The organism is Pseudomonas sp. NPDC089396, from assembly GCF_044749545.1.
GTDB lineage: Bacteria > Pseudomonadota > Gammaproteobacteria > Pseudomonadales > Pseudomonadaceae > Aquipseudomonas.
Map to the genome: position 1 here is coordinate 190,999 of NZ_JBIVIC010000009.1, position 18,003 is coordinate 209,001.

At 65.1% G+C, this 18,003-nt stretch carries 15 protein-coding genes; 3 read left to right on the forward strand and 12 right to left on the reverse strand.

What is annotated here, in order from left to right; translation table 11 throughout:
- Positions 1 to 10: 10 nt before the first annotated feature.
- The 11 genes from ACIPZB_RS18610 to ACIPZB_RS18660 all read right to left on the reverse strand — a co-directional run bounded on the left by ACIPZB_RS18610 (position 11) and on the right by ACIPZB_RS18660 (position 12,198).
- The gene (locus ACIPZB_RS18610) at positions 11 to 886 is read right to left on the reverse strand and encodes a CoA transferase subunit A (protein WP_400642016.1); all 876 of its coding nucleotides are present in this window, start codon (positions 884 to 886) and stop codon (positions 11 to 13) included.
- On the reverse strand, positions 886 to 1,788 hold the full coding sequence (locus tag ACIPZB_RS18615; protein WP_400642017.1) for a VOC family protein: 903 nt from the start codon (positions 1,786 to 1,788) through the stop codon (positions 886 to 888). The genes ACIPZB_RS18610 and ACIPZB_RS18615 overlap by 1 nt, the downstream gene beginning before the upstream one ends.
- A 187-nt stretch (positions 1,789 to 1,975) precedes the next feature.
- Entirely contained in the window at positions 1,976 to 2,923 is a 948-nt protein-coding gene (locus ACIPZB_RS18620; protein WP_400642018.1) for an OB-fold domain-containing protein, read from the reverse strand.
- 5 nt (positions 2,924 to 2,928) lie between these two features.
- The gene (locus ACIPZB_RS18625) at positions 2,929 to 4,140 is read right to left on the reverse strand and encodes a thiolase family protein (RefSeq protein ID WP_400642019.1); all 1,212 of its coding nucleotides are present in this window, start codon (positions 4,138 to 4,140) and stop codon (positions 2,929 to 2,931) included.
- Between the two features lie 108 nt (positions 4,141 to 4,248).
- Positions 4,249 to 5,925 (reverse strand): DUF1302 domain-containing protein, encoded by a 1,677-nt coding sequence (locus ACIPZB_RS18630; RefSeq protein ID WP_400642020.1) that lies wholly within the window; start codon positions 5,923 to 5,925, stop codon positions 4,249 to 4,251.
- 64 nt (positions 5,926 to 5,989) lie between these two features.
- Entirely contained in the window at positions 5,990 to 7,075 is a 1,086-nt protein-coding gene (locus ACIPZB_RS18635) for an MBL fold metallo-hydrolase (protein WP_400642021.1), read from the reverse strand.
- Positions 7,068 to 8,930: a long-chain-acyl-CoA synthetase gene (locus ACIPZB_RS18640; protein WP_400642022.1), complete on the reverse strand. Its 1,863-nt coding sequence runs from the start codon at positions 8,928 to 8,930 to the stop codon at positions 7,068 to 7,070. Before ACIPZB_RS18640 ends, ACIPZB_RS18635 begins: the two co-directional genes overlap by 8 nt.
- A 2-nt stretch (positions 8,931 to 8,932) precedes the next feature.
- Positions 8,933 to 10,027: an alkene reductase gene (locus ACIPZB_RS18645; protein ID WP_400642023.1), complete on the reverse strand. Its 1,095-nt coding sequence runs from the start codon at positions 10,025 to 10,027 to the stop codon at positions 8,933 to 8,935.
- Between the two features lie 9 nt (positions 10,028 to 10,036).
- Positions 10,037 to 10,666, reverse strand: coding sequence for a nuclear transport factor 2 family protein (locus ACIPZB_RS18650; RefSeq protein ID WP_400642024.1), 630 nt, complete (start codon positions 10,664 to 10,666; stop codon positions 10,037 to 10,039).
- Positions 10,667 to 10,671: 5 nt separating this feature from the next.
- The gene (locus ACIPZB_RS18655; RefSeq protein WP_400642025.1) at positions 10,672 to 11,448 is read right to left on the reverse strand and encodes an SDR family NAD(P)-dependent oxidoreductase; all 777 of its coding nucleotides are present in this window, start codon (positions 11,446 to 11,448) and stop codon (positions 10,672 to 10,674) included.
- Positions 11,449 to 11,463: 15 nt separating this feature from the next.
- Positions 11,464 to 12,198 (reverse strand): SDR family NAD(P)-dependent oxidoreductase, encoded by a 735-nt coding sequence (locus ACIPZB_RS18660; protein ID WP_400642026.1) that lies wholly within the window; start codon positions 12,196 to 12,198, stop codon positions 11,464 to 11,466.
- Positions 12,199 to 12,424: 226 nt separating this feature from the next.
- Between ACIPZB_RS18660 and ACIPZB_RS18665 the strand changes: the two genes are divergently transcribed.
- The 3 genes from ACIPZB_RS18665 (at position 12,425) to ACIPZB_RS18675 (ending at position 16,805) form a co-directional block, all read left to right on the forward strand.
- A complete protein-coding gene (locus ACIPZB_RS18665; protein ID WP_400642027.1) occupies positions 12,425 to 13,759 on the forward strand; it encodes a spinster family MFS transporter in 1,335 nt (444 codons plus the stop codon).
- Positions 13,760 to 13,776: 17 nt separating this feature from the next.
- Positions 13,777 to 14,607 (forward strand): alpha/beta fold hydrolase, encoded by an 831-nt coding sequence (locus tag ACIPZB_RS18670; RefSeq protein ID WP_400642028.1) that lies wholly within the window; start codon positions 13,777 to 13,779, stop codon positions 14,605 to 14,607.
- Positions 14,608 to 14,675: 68 nt separating this feature from the next.
- Positions 14,676 to 16,805, forward strand: a complete 2,130-nt coding sequence (locus tag ACIPZB_RS18675) for an FAD-dependent oxidoreductase (RefSeq protein ID WP_400642029.1) — start codon at positions 14,676 to 14,678, stop codon at positions 16,803 to 16,805.
- Between the two features lie 37 nt (positions 16,806 to 16,842).
- Here ACIPZB_RS18675 and ACIPZB_RS18680 read toward each other — a convergent pair whose 3' ends face one another.
- Entirely contained in the window at positions 16,843 to 17,931 is a 1,089-nt protein-coding gene (locus ACIPZB_RS18680) for a tartrate dehydrogenase (protein ID WP_400642030.1), read from the reverse strand.
- Positions 17,932 to 18,003 lie beyond the last annotated feature (72 nt).

The window sequence follows — 18,003 nt, forward strand, 5'->3', positions numbered from 1 at the left end:
TTCATCCTCCTCAGAACACTGGCAGGGCCAGAGCGCCCATGCGTTCGGAACCGCCGTTGCGGTCCTGGTAGGCCTGCTCGCCCGGGGTGACGAACTCGGCGAGATAAGCCTCCCAGCCGCCCTCTTCGCTGGCACTGGCGGCATAACGCTTCAGGTGGCTGAGGTCCCAGCCGTACGCCGGCTGGCAGGTGGTGGGGTGGGCGCCGAACGGCGCGTGGATCACGCCACTGACCAGGTAGCGCTCGAAGGTGTTGCAGCGCGCCTGCTCGGGGCTCAGCTCAAGGCGCTGATGGAGCTGTTCGCAAGACACGAAACACTGCGCCGCAGCCCGCGCGAACAGATGGTCGAAGTAAACGTCAGGGCCGGTCAGCAGCGTGTTGCCCAGGGTGTCGGCAACGTTGACGTGAACGAATGCCACATCCAGATTCAACGCCGGCATGGCCAGCAGCACCTCACCATCGGCGTAAGGTGATTGCACGGTTTTCAGCTCAGGGTTGAGTCGCGTCACATCGCTGGCCAGGCCGCAGCGGGTGGGCAGGAACGGCAGGCGCATGCCCGCCGCACGCAGGCCCCACTGGAACATGCCTTCGTCCAGCTCCATCAGTTCCAGACCACCGTGCTCGCGGGCCTTGCGGTAGTAAGGCTCAAGCGGAATGGCATCGAGTGTGGCAAAGCCGAACACCAGTTTCTTCACCTTGCCCGCCGCACACAGCATGCCCACCTCGGGGCCACCGTAGGCGACCACGGTCAGGTCCTTGACCGGGGAGCGCAGGATCTCGCGGACGATGGCCATCGGCTTGCGCCGCGGGCCCCAGCCGCCAAAGCCGATGGTCATGCCATCACGCAGTTGGGCGACGGCATCGGCCGCCGTCATTTGCTTGTTCATCAGTTGTCTCCTTGTGGGCGGCCAACGGAAAAGTCATGGCCCCACAGGCTTACGCGGGTGAATTCGAAGGCCGAATGCTCGGCCCAGTCCACTTGCAGACCGCCGTAGCCGTACTCCAGGTCGAAGCCGGACGGGGTCTTCATGTAAAACGAGGTCATCAGGTCATTGAGGTGCTGGCCCAGGGTGGCCGACAGCGGCACCTGGTGAGCCAGGCGCCGGTCATGGGCACGGCCGACTTCGGTCATCGAGTCCACCTCGACCATCACGTGCACACAGCCCGAGCTGCTGGCGAATTCGGCCAGCGCCAATGAGTGGTGGCGGCTGTTGCGGCAATGCAGGAAATGAATGCGGATCGGCGGTGCGGCCGGGTCCGGGCGGAAGTTGAAAATGTCCGACAGCTCGAAGCCCAGCACGTCCTTGACGAAAGCCAGGGTGGCGTCGAAGTTCGGCGCCGGCAGCACGGTGTGGCCCAGGCCCATGTCGCCGGTGACGAAGCGCGGCACGCCCTGGGGCGAGACGAACGGCAGGCAGTCGGAACGGTGGCCCCAACTCAGTTCGTGGCAATTGCCGGACGGGTCGCGCACGCTGACCAGCGCCTGCACACCGCGCTGTTCGATCTGCGCCGCAGTGCCCCGCTCGAAGGCCACACCCTGTTGCGTCAACGCATGCAGGGCATCGTTGAATGCCCGTTCGCTGGCCAGCTCCCAGCCCGACGCCAGATAGCCCGAGGTCGGGCCTTCAGTGATCAGCATGCGAAACGGCCGCTCGTCCATCTTCACGTACAGCCCGCCACCGGGTGCCGGCGTCACCATCATGCCCAGCACGTCTTCGGCATAACGTTGCCACTGGCTGAGGTTTTCAATTTGCGCGACGAAGTAGCTCAGACCCCGGATATCCATCATGCCCTGCTCCTCAATGACCGGACCTTGGTTGGTCTTCATTGTGCTGAGTCGGGGGGCGGGCCTCATCGTCCGTTGAGACTAAGGCCCTGATCTGTCGGGCAAAGAAAATCGCGAGGGCTACAAACACGCAGGCCTGCATGGCAGGCCTGGGTGAGAAGGGAAAAACGACGGCGCTCGCGCCGTGCGATTACATGTACAGAATCACCAGGTCGTTGATGACCGAAGGCCGATCGCTACCGACCACGTGGATGTTCACTTCCAGGGTCAGCTGGGTACCGCGCTTGACCTGCGCCACCTGCTTGACCCGGGCGCGTGCCTGAATCCGCGCACCGGCCGGTACCGGCGCCGGGAAGCGCAGGCGGTCGGAGCCGTAGTTGACTATGGTGGTGAACCCGGTGATTTCGAACCCCAACGGTAGCTTGAAGCGCGACTGCAGTATCTGCACCAGCGCGCCATGGGCGATGGTGCCGCCAAACGGGCTTTCCTTGCGCGCCCGCTGCGGGTCGGTATGAATCCAGTAGTCATCGCCCGACAACACGGCGAAGGCATCGATCAAGGCCTGGTCGACGACGACTTCGTTGCTCCAGGCGCTGAAGGTCTCGCTGACCAGGGCTTGCAGTGCCTGCTCATCATTCAGGGCCACCTGCCTGACCGGCGCCAGTGCGACAGGGGCCGCCGACGGCACCTCTGCTGCACCCGACCAGCGCTGCAACGGGGCGGTATCCTGGTCGAGGCCGGTAAAGCGCAGCAAACGCGCGCCCTTGGCATCCACCTCGGCGAACACCGGCTTGAGACGCATACCGATGCGGATCTGGTCCTCGTCCAGCCCGACCAGCGTGGTGTTGATACGCACACCTTCCTGCAGTTCGACCACCGCCAGTTTCTGCGGCATCTCGTCGGCGAAGTCGGGCAAGGTGGCGATGCGCGCGATGGTGAAGCTGTACAGACTGGCAGCGCCGCTGACCTCGCGCCAGGTCAAGTCATGGGCCAGGCAACTCGGGCAGTGCCGGCGGGGGTAGAACACCCAGTGATCGCAGGCGTTGCATTGCTGAATCAGCAGGCGCTCGGCCTTCAGCCCTTCCCAGAATGGCGCGGAAATCTCGGTGGATATCGGCATCGGCTTATTGTTGGACATGCGGCTCATGCTCCCTGAAGAATCAACGCGGCCTGCTCGCTCATCACGCCACCGGTGCCGGAAACGTAAACGGTATCGCAGCGCGCCAGCTGGCGTTCGCCCGCTTCACCACTGATCTGGGTGACCGCTTCGATCACCTGTGACATGCCACCGGCGGCACCGGCCTGGCCGAAGCTGAGCTGGCCGCCGTGGGTGTTCATCGGGAAATCGCCCTGCCAGGTCAGGTCATGCTCGCGCACGAAGCGCATGCCCTCGCCCTTGGCGCAGAAGCCTGCGTCTTCGAGGGTGAGCAACGCGGTGATGGTGTAGCAGTCGTAGATTTGCGCGGCATCCACTTGCGCAGGCTTGACCCCGGCCATCTCGAACGCCCGCCGTGAGGCAGGGCCGATCGGCGTGGTGAGCATGTCCTTGGCATAGGAAGGCGACTTGAACGCCAGGTGCTCGCCAAAGCCTGTGATGAAAGCGGGACGCTTGCGTGCCCGGGCGGCGACTTCCTTGGAGGCGATGATCAGGGCGGCACCACCGGCCACCGGCATGACGATTTCCAGCACATGCAAGGGGTCGGCCACCCGCTTGCTGGCCAGCACCTGTTCGATGCTCAGTGGCTGGCCATGGAACATGGCCTGGGGGTTTGCCAACGCGTTGGTGCGCTGGTCGACGGCAATCTTGGCCATGGCCACGGGGTCGTAGCCGTACTGGGCAGCGTAGCGCTGGGCAATCATGGCATAGCCGGTGTTCTGGCCCATGTGCCCGTAAGGCAGGTCGAACTCGGCCTCCGGTGCACCGAAGGCCGTGCTGTGGCCGCCGTAGCGCATGGCCCGCGCAATGGCCCCGGGGTCTTCATCCGGGCCCATGGGCGCCAGCCGCGCCGGCAGCACGCACAGCACCGCCTGGCACAGGCCCAGCTCGATGGCGGCCGCGGCGCGCCAGACCATGCCCGCCGAGGTGCAACCGCCCAGGTCGACCACTTCGGCAAAATTCAGGGTCAAGCCCAGGTATTCGGCCGCCATGGCCGGCACGAACACCGACGCCTCGTGGAAATGCGGGCCGTTGATGACCAGGCCGTCCAGGTCGTCAGCACGCAACCCGGCATCGCGCAAAGCCTGCGCCGCCAGGTCGGCCACCTGCTCGAGGTGAAACATCCTCGGTGCGGTGGCGTATTTTTCCGGTTTGTATTGCGCGGCGCCTACAATCGCCGCGTGTCCTTTGAGTCCCATGTGTCCCCCACTTGTACGCAAGGTTTTTGTTGTCTGCCGACCATGCCACAGCCGGGGCACGACGCAATCGTTCATTTTGACTAGATCGCGTGTGCCCCGACGGTTTGATCAGAAGCTGTACTTGACCGAGAACGAGCCATAGTCGCGGTCGGCCAGCAAGCGCTTGACCGGGTCGGCGTCGCCCAGGTAGCCGGTATACCGCAGGGCGACTTCCAGGTTGCCCAGGTACTTGAAGGTGGTACCGACGCTCAACCGCCGGTCCCCCTGCAGGCCCGAGATGGTACCGGCCATGGGTGTCGCGCCGCTGAACACGTTCGAGAAGTTGATGGGCACTTCCAGGTCCCAGCCTTCGAACACGCCCGGGTAGCTGAACGAAGCGCCTACGGTATAGGCACTGGCCGTCTTGCTGCGCCAGGCCGAGGCCGTCTTGTAGGTGTAGTCGTCCGACGGTTGCACCAGCGGACGCATCGAAGGCACCAGGCTGTTGCCCAGTGCCTGCAGGTTCGGCGCCGCCGAAGCTTCGTCGACACTGTCCACGCGCACATGCACCACTTCGGCGGTCAGGGTGGTCTGGTTCGCCCACGGGCGATCGCCCAGAATGCGAATGGCCGAAATCTGCATCTGCTGGCCCTTGCCACGCGCAGGCGTCGGCCCGAGCCCGGTGTTGACCATGACCGGCGCACCGTCCCGGTACGACCATTCGCCACCGACCTGGGTCTCACCGATCTTGGTCGAGGCGCTGATGCCCGTCAGCTTGATGTCCTCGAAGTAGGTGATCCGGTAGCCACTGGGTGTACCGAAGAAGGCGCCGGGGCCTGCGGGGTTGATCTGGTAGCCGACCAGGGCCGTGGCCGGGTTCTTGTCGTGATAGTTGATGTGGAACAACGACAGTTCAAGCGCCGGCACCGGCCGGAAGCGCACTTGCGCGCCCCACTGGCCACTGTCGCGGGGCTCGTCGGTGCCCTGGTAGTTGATGCGCGAGCCGTTGGCGCCAAGGATGAACTCACGCCCCGGGCCGACCACATCGCTGGTCGACAGGTAGCTGCCGACCGGTGGCAACTCGGTGCCCATCCACTCGTACTGCACGTAGGCACCCAGACTCCACTGCGGGTTCAGGCGGTAGGCCGCCGACACCTGGCCGACCGGCAACAGCACTTCCTTGACCTCGACGCCCGGTTGCGCCGCCTTCACCGCATCGGACGGGCTCTGCGCGCCACTGACGCCGGGGTAGAACAGGCTTTCGCCCCACGACTCCACATGGCGCCCGACCTTGACGTCGAGCATCGAGTCGTTGTCGAAACGCCAGCCATTGAACACATAGGCGTCGAGGAACTTGCTGCGCCCGCCGCTGTAGTACTTGGTGTCACTGGTGAACTCGTCGTGGTCCCCGCCTTTGTTGACGGTGGCGGGCGAGTCGTTGTCATTGCTGCGGTGATACACGTCGTCATAGAAGGTGCTGGCGCGCAACACAGCGCCGTATGTGTCCTTGCGCACGATCATCTCGGCCAGGGCGCCGAAGCGGTTGGTGGTCAGGCTGCCCTTGTCGAAGTTGCGGTCGCCGTCGTCGGCGTTGAGCGTCAGCAGGTCCTTGTCGGGGCTGGACAGGCGCACACCCAGCCCGTAGCTGGTGGTGACGCTCCAGTCGATGGTGGTGCCGTTGTCGAACTCGATGGTCTCTCCCGCCCAGGCAGATGAAGACGCCGCCGCGATCGCCACTACCAGTCCGGATAGCTGGAAGCCCTTCGCAATCAGGCCAGTCGCATAATTGTTGTTTTTATCAGTCACTCTGCCTCTCCCGTTTGATGGCCCGTTGGCCTCACATAAGATCCACACCATCGCTGCCGCCTCATCACAGCGGCCCTGACACCGGGCGCGCAGTGGCGCCATCTGCCGTGCGTGCGTAACGGAACACGCCCTCCGCTTCATCTCGCCGCAAACGCCCTTCGGCCATGAGGTAGTTGGCATGTGCCAACGTTTCGCCAATGGCCATCATTTCGTCGAAACGCCCTTTGGCCTTAGGGAACATCACCGCCATCAACTCCACCGCGCTGCGCGGCACGTCACAGGCCGCGAGCAGGGTCTGCACATGCGCAAGGTGATGGTCGCGAAGCTGATCCAGACGTGTGTGCAGGTTGCAGAACGGCCGCTCGTGCGCCGGCAACACCAGCACGCTGTCAGGTACCGCCCGCAGCCGTTCGATGGAATCCAGCCAGTCGCCCAGGGGGTTGGCCTCAGGCTCGGTCACTTCGACGCAGACACTGGAGGTAATGCGCGGCAACACCTGGTCGCCGGAAATCAACAGCCCATCATCGGCGCAGTACAGGCAGGCATGTTCAGGTGAATGGCCGCGGCCGATCAGCACCTGCCAGGCGCGCCCGCCAATGTTCAGCGTGACGCCTTCGCGCAAGCGCGTGAAACCGGTGGGAATCTCGGGGCTGAAGTGCGCGGAGTTCAGCAACGGGAACAACGCCTCGGTCTGCTCGCAGGTGAATCCGGCTTTCTGGTAATGCTCACTGAACGCCCAGTCGCACGTTGCGCGCCTGCCACCGAGCTGATGCATGGCCTGAAACTCGCTGGCAGTCATGTACACCGGGCAGCGGAAGCGTTCGGCCAGCCAGCCGAGCACACCGACGTGATCGGAGTGAAAGTGCGTGCACACCACCGCCACCAGCGGCAGGCCGCCGAGCGCCTGGGCAAACACCCCTTCCCACACCTCGCGGGTTTGCACATTGTTGAGGCCGGTATCGACCGCGACCCAGCCCTGGCCATGGCGCAACAGGTACAAGTTGATGTGGTCGAGTCCGAACGGCAGGGGCATGCGCAGCCACAGCAAACCGGGGGCAACTTCCAGCACCTCGCCATTGGCTGGCGGCTGCGGCCAAGGAAAACGCAGGCCCGAACGCCACTCGTGGCCCTGCGCATCCAGCCTACTCACGGGCATCACCGACAAACGGAGCCAGGCCAAGCCGGGCGAGCAGATCAGCGCAGTACGGCTGGTACGTGCGGGTACTTTCGTCACGCACGAACAGCGGGTCGGCGAACGCCTCAGGGGCATAGCCCTGGCGCTGCAGGTCGACCTTGCGCAGCTTGAAGGTGCTGGTGAGGTCCGCCGCGGCCGATACCCGCACGAACACCGGTGCGGCATACCGCGGCAGGCGCGCTTCGGTCAGGGCAAAGAAGGCTTGTGGGTCGAAGGCGTGGCCCGCCTGCATCAGCACCGCAGCCATGCCAGCGCGCCCTTCTTGCCCGGGCACCTGCACGCCGTAGATGTTGATCAGCTCAAGGCCAGCGAAGTCACCCAGTGCGCCGGCCACTTCCAGGGTCGACACGTTTTCGCTTTTCCAGCGGAAGGTGTCGCCGATGCGGTCGATGAAGTACAGGTAGCCGTGCTCGTCGTAGCGCAACAGGTCACCCGAGCTCCAGTAGGCATCGCCGTCCTTGAATACATTGCGGCGGATCTTGCTTTCGGTCGCTTCGGCCGAGGTGTATCCCTCGAACCGTCCGCCGCCGATGTCGGGGTGGTTGATGATCAGCCCCAGCGCTTCGCCGACCTCGCCGCTATCGCACAACTGGTAAAAGCCGTGTTCGTCCCGCGGGTGGCTGTCGGTCTCGACGTCGTAGCGCACCAGGCGCACGTTGCTCTTTTCCCAGAACGGTATGCGCCCGCAAGCGCCCAGGAAGTTGTCGACGTTGACCACGTTGGCGTTGGACTCGGTGGAACCCCAGCCCTCGTACACATCGATTTCGCCGAAGCGTTGCACCCAGTTCTGCCAGTTTTCCGCCGACAGGCCCGCGCCGAGCATGCAGCGCAGGCCATGTTCGCGTTCGCCTGGCACCACCGGCTGGTTGAGCAGGTAACGGCAGATTTCACCGATGTACTGGAACACGCTGACCTGATGCCGGCGTACGTCGCTCCAGAATTCGCGGACGCTGAATCGGCGCCGCACGACAATGGCCGAACCGGACTTGAGCGCCGTGGAGGTCACCGAGGTGGCTGCCGCACCGTGGTACAGCGGCAGACAGCAATAGAACACATCCTGGGGCGTGGTCTGCAGCGTCACTTCCATCACGTCGCCGGTGCTCATCCAGCGCATGTGGCTGTAACGCGCGGCCTTGGGCAGCCCGGTGGTGCCCGAGGTGAAGATCAGCAGGCTGGGCGTTTCAGCCGCAAGGTCGGCGCGCAGATCCCGCGGGAACGGCGTGGCTGGCGCCAGGCTCAACGCCTGGCTCAATCCGAGGTCGACCTGCTTGGGGATGATTTGCGCAAAAGGCTGCTCGGGGTCGGCCATCAGCCACAGCGGCACCGCTGGCAAGCCCGGCGTGGCCAGGAAGTTGCCCAGGATTTCTTCGCCGACGATCACGGCCTTCGCGCCGATGGCCTCCAGGGCATGAACCAGCGGACGGCCAGTGACCTGGGTATTGACGAAGCCGACCACCACGCCCAGCTTGACCAGGCCAAACCAGCAGCAGAAGAAGTCCGGGCGGTTCTCCATGGCCAGTGCGCACACATCCCCCGGCCGCAGGCCGCGCGCATGGAACACATGGGCAAGGCGGTCGGCCCGGGCATTTACCTGGGCATAGCTCAGGCACTGCTCGCCATAGAGGATGAAGGGCCGCTCGGCATGGCGCTGCGCTTGCGCTTCAAGGCGGTCGGCCAGGGTGTAACGGTGCGCCGGCCGGATGTTCGCGGCGGCCTGGGCACGGCGGTCGAGGATGGCCTGGGTCTGCTCGCGCGGCACGGGGCTGGGCGCGACGCTGGGCGACAGGCTGGCGTTGTTGTAAGTGTTCATCCTTAGCTCCGGTAGCACGGCGAGGTAGCAGGCGCCTGGGCCAGATTCGGGTAATCCGAATAGCCCCTCGGCCCTGTCGTATAGAGGGTCTTGCGGTCGAAGCCGGCCAGCGCTGCGCCTGTACGCAGGCGCTGGACCAGGTCTGGGTTGCCGATGAAGTGGCGGGCGAACGACACCGCAGCGCCCTGCCCCGCTTCCAGCGCAGCCTGCGCCGACGGGCCATCGAAGCCATCGTTGAGGATCAGCCCGCTGTGGCTGTGCTGGCGCGCCAAGGCAAAGGCATCCAGTTCGGCCAGTGGCGAGCGCATGATGTGCAGATAGGCCAGGCCCAGTGGCTCGACGGCGCGGCAGAGCGCCGCAGTGGTCGCTACCGGGTCGTCATCCTGAATGTCGTTGTAGGGATTACCTGGGCACAGCCGGAACCCCACGCGCCCGGCACCGATGGCCGACGCCATGGCCGTCAGCACATCGGCAGGAAAGCGCACGCGGTGCTCGACGCTGCCGCCGTAGCGGTCCTCTCGCGGGTTGCTGGCCGCGGCCATGAACTGCATGGGCAGGTAGCCACTGGTGCAGTGCAGTTCAACACCTTCGAAGCCGGCCTCCCGCGCATTCAATGCCGCACGGCGGTAGTGCTCCACCACCTCGCCGATGCCCTCCAGGCTCAGCGCCCGGGGCTCGTCGGTATCCACCTGGCCGGCCTGGTCACTGAACACCTGAGCCCGTGCGCGTTGGCTGCCAGGGGCCACGGTGCGCGCACCGGCCGGCTTGTTGCGCCAGCTACCGACGCGGCCGGTGTGCATCAATTGCAACACCATGCGGCCACCCGCCTGGCTGACCGCACGGGTGATCTGCCGCCAGGCGGCAATCTGCGCGCTGTCGAAAATACCTGGCGTGCGGCAATAGCCCAGCCCGTCGGCCGAGGGTGCCGTGCCTTCGGCGATGATCAACCCGGCGCTGGCTCGCTGGCGGTAGTAGTCCACCATCTCGGCCGTAGGCACCGCCTCGTGCGTGGCACGGCTGCGGGTCATCGGTGCCATGACGATGCGGTTGCTCAGTTGCAGATCGCCCAGGCGAAGGGGTTCAAACAGAATGCTCATCATCGCTCCTCAACGCACACGGATCTTGGGGGCCGCGGCGCCACGTCTGAGGGTGAGCAGAAACTGCTCCAGCGGCGCCGGCGCAGCGACGGCGGGCAACTGGCCCTTGTCCGGGCGCTTGGCCCAGAACGCAGTCCAGGAGGGGAACAGGTCATGGAAGGTGCCGCTATAGGGCTCACGGCCCGGCCAGCGCATCTTTCGCTCGCCGATTGGCGGTTTGTTGAGGTCGCTGGCGTACCAGTAGCACGGCAGGCGACGGCGGAAGTACCAACGCCCGGCGATGCGTTCGTAGTCGTCCCAATAGAGCATTTGCATGGTGACCCACTCCGGGCCGGCCTCATGCTCGTTCTTGGAATACACCACGCCCACGGCATGGTCGGCGTCGAGCATCTCGATCAGGTGCTGGCCCAGGTGATGCGAAGTGCCGCTGAACTGGTCACGCAAGGTGCTGTCGACCCAGGCCTTCAACGGCGCTCGGCCGACCTGCTCGCGGCCCACGCGGATGTCTTCGGCGAACAGGTTGACGTGCGCATCGAGGTCGCGCATGTCAAGCGACAGTGCGTACTTGGCGGCCAGTTGGCGAATTTCCTCGATCGCTTCGAGCCGTTCGAGACGCGCTTGCAGGGAGTCTGGGGTCATGGTCATCACTCCAGCACCGTGTAGAGTTCAGCGCCGCGCCCACCGTCGACCGGCAGGCAGGCGCCGGTGATGTAGGACGCCTCGTCGCTGGCCAGGAACAGAATTGCGTTGGCCACCTCCTGCGCCAGCCCCACCCTGCGTAGGGGGATCAGTTTCTCGGTGTTGTGCCGGGTGCTGGCATTGGCCAGCATGTCGGCGGTCGCGGGTGTGTCGATAACCCCCGGAACCACCACATTGCAGCGGATGCGGCTGCTGGCGCCTTCGCTGGCGACCGAGCGGCTGAAGTTGATGACCGCGGCCTTGGCCGCCGAATAGCCAGCCATCCACGGGGTGCCGAACAGCCCGCAGATGGAGGCCAGGTTGACGATGGCGCCACCGCCACCCTGGGCCTTCATCAACGCCATCGCCGTGCGGGTAGCCCAGAACGTGCCATCCACAGTCGTGGCGAAGTTGCTGTGCCAGGCCTGGGTCGAAGTGCTGTCGACCGGCCCAAAGCTGTAGGCCATGGCGTTGTTGACCAGGATATCCAAGCGCCCGTGGTGTTTGGCCGTCGCCTCGATGGCGGCGACAATGGCCTGCTCGTCACTCACATCAGCAACGCACGCCTGGGCCTGGCCGCCGGCATCCCGGATGACGGCGGCTACCGCCTCCAGCGGTGCCAGGTTGCGCCCGCACAGCACCACACAGGCACCCTCTTCGGCAAAACGCCGGGCCGTGGCGGCGCCTATCCCGGACCCTGCACCGGTCACGAAGGCGATCTTTCCTTGCAGTCGTCTGCTCATGTTCCGCTCCCAGGCTCAGATGAAGGCCATGCCGCCGTTGACGGCAAGGTTCTGGCCGGTGATGAAGGCGGCATCGTCACTGGCCAGGAACACCGCGGCGCGCGCCACGTCGTCAGCCTCGCCCATGCGGCCCAGGGGAATGGCGTTGAGCATCGACTGCATCCAGTCGTCGGGAATGCGGGCCATCATGGGGGTGTTGGTCGGGCCAGGCACCAGGGTGTTCACGCGAATGCCACTGGCGGCCAGCTCCCGCGCCATGCTGCGGGTCAGGCCCATCACGCCGGCCTTGGCCGCGCAGTAGTGGGCAGGCCCTTCGCCGGTGAGCGCTGCCGTGCTCGACACATTGATCACGGCGCCCTTGATGCCGTGCTTGAGCATCAGCTTCACGCCCTCGCGGCTGCACAAGAAGGTGCCGCCAAGGTTGACACCGACTACCCGCTTCCAATGGTCATCGGGGGTATCGACAAAGGCGTCCACCGCGCCCACGCCGGCGTTGTTGACCAGAATGTCGAGCCGGCCGAACGCGGCCTCCAGTGCCGCCATGGCGGCGCCGACCGACGCGCTGTCGGCCACATCGCAGGCCAGCGCCAAGGCACGCTCGCCCAGGCCCTCGACCGTTTGCCGGGCAGCCTGCAGGTTGATGTCGGCAGCCACGACCCGGGCGCCTGCTTCGGCAAAATGCTGGACGATCGCACGTCCCATGCCTTGTCCGGCGCCCGTGACCAAGGCAACTTTGTCGCTCAATTTCATCGAAGATCTCCCGTACGCCGTGGCGATTCCAACCAACAACTCACCTGGCTGCTGGTTCGGTTACGGGACAATCATTACCGCTGCAAAACACCCCAACATCGTCCGATGGGACTAACAACCCGCAGGTGCACGCCCCACCCCGGTCATGTGGTCTGAATGGACGATGTGATGGTCATGGAGGGCGGTCATGCTCTTGCCCACTAGAACAAAACCGGGAGCACCCGCTGTGAACTCATCGACTCGCGTCACCTGGCGTACCCACTACGCCCTGCTCGTGCTGGCCGTGATCTACATCTTCAACTACATCGATCGGCACCTGATGGCCATCCTGATCGAACCGGTGAAGGCGGAGTTCTCGATCACCGACACAGGCATCGGTTTGCTGTCCGGCGTGACCTTCGCGGTGTTCTACACCCTCTTCGGCTTCCCGCTAGGACGCCTGTCCGACCGCGTCGGGCCCAAGCCCGTGATTGCCGCCTGCTGCATTGGCTGGAGTGTGATGACCATGGCCTGCGGCGTCGCGACCAACTTCTGGATGCTGGTCATGGCGCGCATTGGCGTCGCGGTCGGTGAAGCCGGTGGCACGGCGCCCTCGGTGGCGATGATTTCGCAGCTGTACCCGGCCAAGCACCGCTCCACGGCGCTGTCCATTCTGATGCTGGGTTCAAGTTTTGGCGCGATACTGGGCATCGGCTTCGGCGGCTGGATTGCCCAGCATTACGGCTGGCGGTCAGCGTTCGTGATCATCGGCCTTCCGGGTATCGCACTGGGGCTTCTGCTCTGGCTGACCGTGCGCACACCGGGACGCGCGCACGCACCGCAGGTCAACGTCACGGTCGCCAATGAAGGGTGGCGCATCACCGTGGCCAGTCTCATGCAGATGCCGTCGTTCCTGTGGCTGGTGCTGACAGGCGCCACCAGCGCAATCGCGGGCTACTCCATCGGCACCTGGAGCCCGAGCTTTCTCATTCGCTCCCACGGCCTGAGCGTGCAGGAGGCCGGCTTCCTGGTGGGTGTGGTGGGCGGCAGCGGGGCCGTGCTCGGCACCCTGGCCTGCGGCATCCTGTCGGATCGCCTGTCGAGGCGCGATGCCGGCTGGCAGATCGGTGTGCCGTTGCTGGCCACCCTGGCGAGCATTCCTTTCGGTCTGGCGTATTTCCTCTGGCCCACCGGCATCGCCTTCACCCTGGGCAGCACCCCAGTGCCCACGGCGTTCCTGTTCTACGCAGGCTTTGCCTTCTTTGGCACCTGGTGGGCGACGCCCTGCCTGGGTGCGGTCACCCACCTGTTCCCCGCCGCCCGCATTGCCCAGGCCACTTCGATCTTCGTCATGGCAATGACCTTGCTGGGCGTAGGCGTCGGCCCCTTGCTGGTGGGCGTCCTGAGCGACTGGTTCGCACCGACGCTGGGTGCTGAAGCCCTGCGTTACGCACTCGCCACGTCGATGGGCATGCTGATGCTCTCGGCCGTGTTCCTGAGCCTGGCCCTGCCCCGCTACCGCGCTCAAATCCTGCGCTCGGCCGCGCCGGTCACCAATCCTGAAAACGCAGTTACCGCCTGATGAATGGAGAATCAGTGATGTCAGAACAAGACCTACCCTTGCCCATCGGCCACTTCGTCACCCTCGACAACGGCCTGCGCCTGCACTACCTCGACGAAGGCAGTGGCCCGGTGGTGCTGTGGCTGCACGGGAGTGGCCCCGGCGCCAGTGGCTACAGCAACTTCAAGGGCAACTATCCGACATTCGTCGCCGCCGGTTTTCGAAACCTGGTGATCGACCTGCCAGGCTTTGGCCGCTCGGACAAACCCGACAACGTCAACTACGACCTGGACTTCTTCGTCAATGCCGTGTCCGGACTACTCAAAGCCCTGGGTGTGCGTCGCTGCACCCTGCTGGGCAACTCGCTGGGTGGCGCCATCGCCATCGGCCTCGGGCTGGCGCAGCCGGAGCTGCTCGACAAGATGATCCTGATGGCCCCTGGTGGGGTGGAGGAGCGCGAGACCTACTTCCAGAAGATCGGCATCAAGCGCATGGTCGAGATGTTCAATGCAGGCCCCCTGGACATCGACAAGATGCGCCAGATCATGAGCCTGCAGCTGTTCGACGCCTCGCAGTTGCCCGACAGCCTGCTGGCCGAACGCGTGGCGGTGGCGGCGCACCAGCCGCGCTGCCTGTTCTCGACCATGATGGTACCGAACATGACCGAGCGCCTGGAGGAGCTGCAGGTGCCGATTCTCGGGTTCTGGGGCACCAACGACAACTTCAATCCCGTCGGCGGCGCCATGAAAGTGCTCGACAATGCCCCCGACGCTCGCTTTATTGTGCTCAACCGCTGCGGGCATTGGGTGCAGGTCGAGCACCGCGAGCTGTTCAACCGATCCTGCCTCGAGTTCCTTCGCCAGGCATGAGCGACCGGCGACAGCGGCTCCCTTGCCGCTGTCGCCGGCACCTGCATTCACCCAGGGCTGATAGAACAATGACAACACTGTCCCATTTGCTTGCGCCCGGTCGCATCGGCTCCCTCTCGCTACGCAACCGCATCATCATGGCCCCGATGGGCTCCAACTTCGCCGAGGCCGACGGGCATTGCGGCGAGCGTATACAGGCCTATTACGAGGCCCGCGCCGCTGGCGGTGCGGGTCTGCTGATCATGGGCGTGTGCGCCATCGCCTTCCCGGCCGGCACGGCCGAGCCGTATCAGGTGGGCGTTTCTTCCGATGAATTCATCCCGGGCCTTGCCCAGCTCGCCGAGCGCGTGCACAAGCATGGGGCGAAAATCGCCATGCAGTTGCAGCATGCCGGCAAGAACGCGATTCGCGACATGGCCTCGGACCGCCCGCTGTGGGTGCCTTCGATACCGCCGTCCAGCCAGTCCGACATGATGCAGGCGCTCACGCCCGAGGAGCTGGCCTCGTTCGTCAGCGCCGTGCGTGGGCGCAGTGGGGGTATCCAGCTGCGCGTCATGGACCAGGCCGACATCGCACAGATGGTCGAGTGGTTCGCCGCCGCAGCCGAGCGCGCCCAGCGTGCGGGCTTCGATGGCGTGGAGATTCACGCCGCGCACAACTACATCATCGCCGGGTTCCTTTCGCCGTATTACAACCAGCGCGAGGATGCCTATGGTGGTGCGCTGGAAAATCGCGCACGCCTGTTGCTGGAGGTGCTGGCCGCGGTGCGGGCACGGGTCGGCGAGGATTTTGGCGTGTGGCTGCGGCTCGATGCCCAGGAGCTCTCGACACCGGGCGGCATCACCCTGGCCGATGCCCAGGCCGTGGCCCGCCTGGCCGAACAGGCCGGCGCCGACGCCGTCAGCGTGTCGGCCTACGCCGCCACCACCAGTGGCGTGGCCTTCACCGAGGCCCCGCTGGTGCAGAAGCCTGCAGGCTTCATGGAGTGGACCGCCGCCATCAAGCAATGCGTGAGCATACCTGTCATCGCCGTGGGCCGCCTGGAGCCTGAGGTCGGCGACAACGCTATCGCGGCCGGCCACTGCGATTTCATCGCCATGGGGCGCAAGCTGCTGGCCGACCCGCAATTGCCCGCCAAACTGGCGGCCGGCCAGGCGCAGGCCATCAGGCCGTGCATCTATTGCTACGTGTGCGTCAGCCAAATCTTCATCAACGAACGGGTCAAATGCGCGGTGAACCCGCAAACCGGCTTCGAAGCCGAGCGCGTCATCATCCCTGCGAGCAGTACGCGGCATGTCGCCGTGGTCGGCGGCGGGCCGGCGGGGCTTGAGGCGGCCCGCATCGCGGCCTTGCGCGGGCACCGGGTGACCCTGCTGGAACGCAGTGACCGGTTGGGCGGTACCTTGTTTTTCGCCGCCCTCGCCTACCCCGAGAATGGCCGGCTGCTGGACAACCTGTTGCACCAGGTACGCCAGTTGCCCATCGACATCCGGCTGAACGCCTCGGTGGACGCAGCCTTGTTGCGCGACCTTGCGGTGGATCAGGTGATCGTGGCCACCGGCGCGCAACGTAACGCGCCCGACATTCCCGGTGCCGAGCAGAACCATGTGTGGAGCGGCGACGAACTGCGCCGGTTGATGACCGGTGACGGCGCCGACGCGATCGCCAAGCGCAAGCTCTCGCTGACCCAGCGCACCTTGATGAAAGCCGGCAACCTGATCGGGGTTACCAACAGCACCGAGGCCATGGAAAAGCTCTCGCGGGTGTGGATGCCCCTGGGCAAGCGCGTGGTCATCATTGGTGGCGGCCTGGTGGGGTTGGAGCTGGCCGAATTCCTGATTGCCCGTGGGCGTCAGGTGCATGTGCTGGAGAGCACCACTCAGCTGGGCCGCGAGCTGGCGATTGTGCGACGCTGGCGCGTGCTGCATGGCATTCGCGTGCACGGTGGCCAACTATTGACGGGGGTGCAGGTCAGCGCGATCGAGGGCAACCGGGTGTGCTACCGCACCGCCGAAGGCGAAGCGGCCGAGGTGCGTTGCGACTCGGTGGTGCTGGCCAGTGGCGCACGGCCCGACAGCTCGCTGGTCGAACAGCTGGCCAGTGCCGGGTTCAAGGCTGTCAGCATCGGCGACTGCCAGAGCCTTGGCTATATCGAGGGCGCCATCGCCGCCGGCCATCGCGCCGGGCGAGAAGCATGAGGCAGTGACGGGGGCCGCTTGGCGGCCCCCATCGGTTTCATTGGTCTGCCAGCTGTCGTTCGATGGCCCGGCCCAGTTCCTCGGTGTTGCCGGTACCTCCCAGGTCGCGGGTCAAAGGTGCCAGTTCCGGCCCTTTGGCCAGCACCGCTTCAATGGCCTGCAGCACGGCCGCACCCGCCTCGGGGTGGCCCAGATGTTCCAGCATCATGGCACCACACCAGATCTGCCCGATCGGGTTGGCAATGCCTTGCCCGGCAATGTCCGGCGCCGAGCCGTGCACGGGTTCGAACAGGCTGGGGAAGGTCCGGTCCGGGTTGATGTTGGCCGACGGCGCGATGCCGATGGTGCCGGTGCAGGCCGGGCCAAGGTCGGAGAGGATGTCGCCGAACAGGTTGCTGGCCACGACGACGTCGAAGCGGTCCGGGTGCAGGACGAAATGCGCCGTGAGGATATCGATGTGGTACTTGTCGACCCGCACCTGTGGGTACTGCTGCGCCATGTGCGCCACACGCTCGTCCCAGTACGGCATGGTGATCGCGATTCCGTTGGACTTGGTGGCCGAGGTCAGGTGCTTTTTCGGCCGGCTTTGCGCCAGTTCGTAGGCGAACTTGAGGATGCGGTCCACTCCGACCCGGGTCATGACCGTTTCCTGGATGACCACCTCTCTTTCGGTGCCGGCGAACATCTTGCCGCCGACGCTGGAGTACTCCCCTTCGGTGTTCTCGCGCACCACGTAGAAGTCGATGTCACCCGGTTTGCGGTTGGCCAGGGGCGCTTTTACGCCAGGCATCAGGCGGATGGGGCGCAGATTCACGTACTGGTCGAAGTCGCGGCGGAACTTGAGCAAGGAGTCCCACAGCGAAATGTGGTCAGGCACCACGTCCGGCCAGCCGACCGCACCGAAGTAGATGGCGTCATAGGTCTTGAGGGTTTCGAACCAGTCGTCCGGCATCATCTTGCCGTGCTGCAGGTAGTAGTCGGCACTGGCGAAGTCGAACCAGTCCCATTGCAGGGCGATACCGTATTTTTCAGCTGCGGCCTGCAGCACACGCACACCCTCGGGCATGACTTCTTTGCCAATACCATCACCGGGGATAACCGCAATTCTGTAAGGGGAGTTCGTCATGGCAGCCGTTCCAGCGCTTGTCAGTGGGTGGATTTCCAGTGTATTGACCCAACAGAAATGAACAATTGCGAT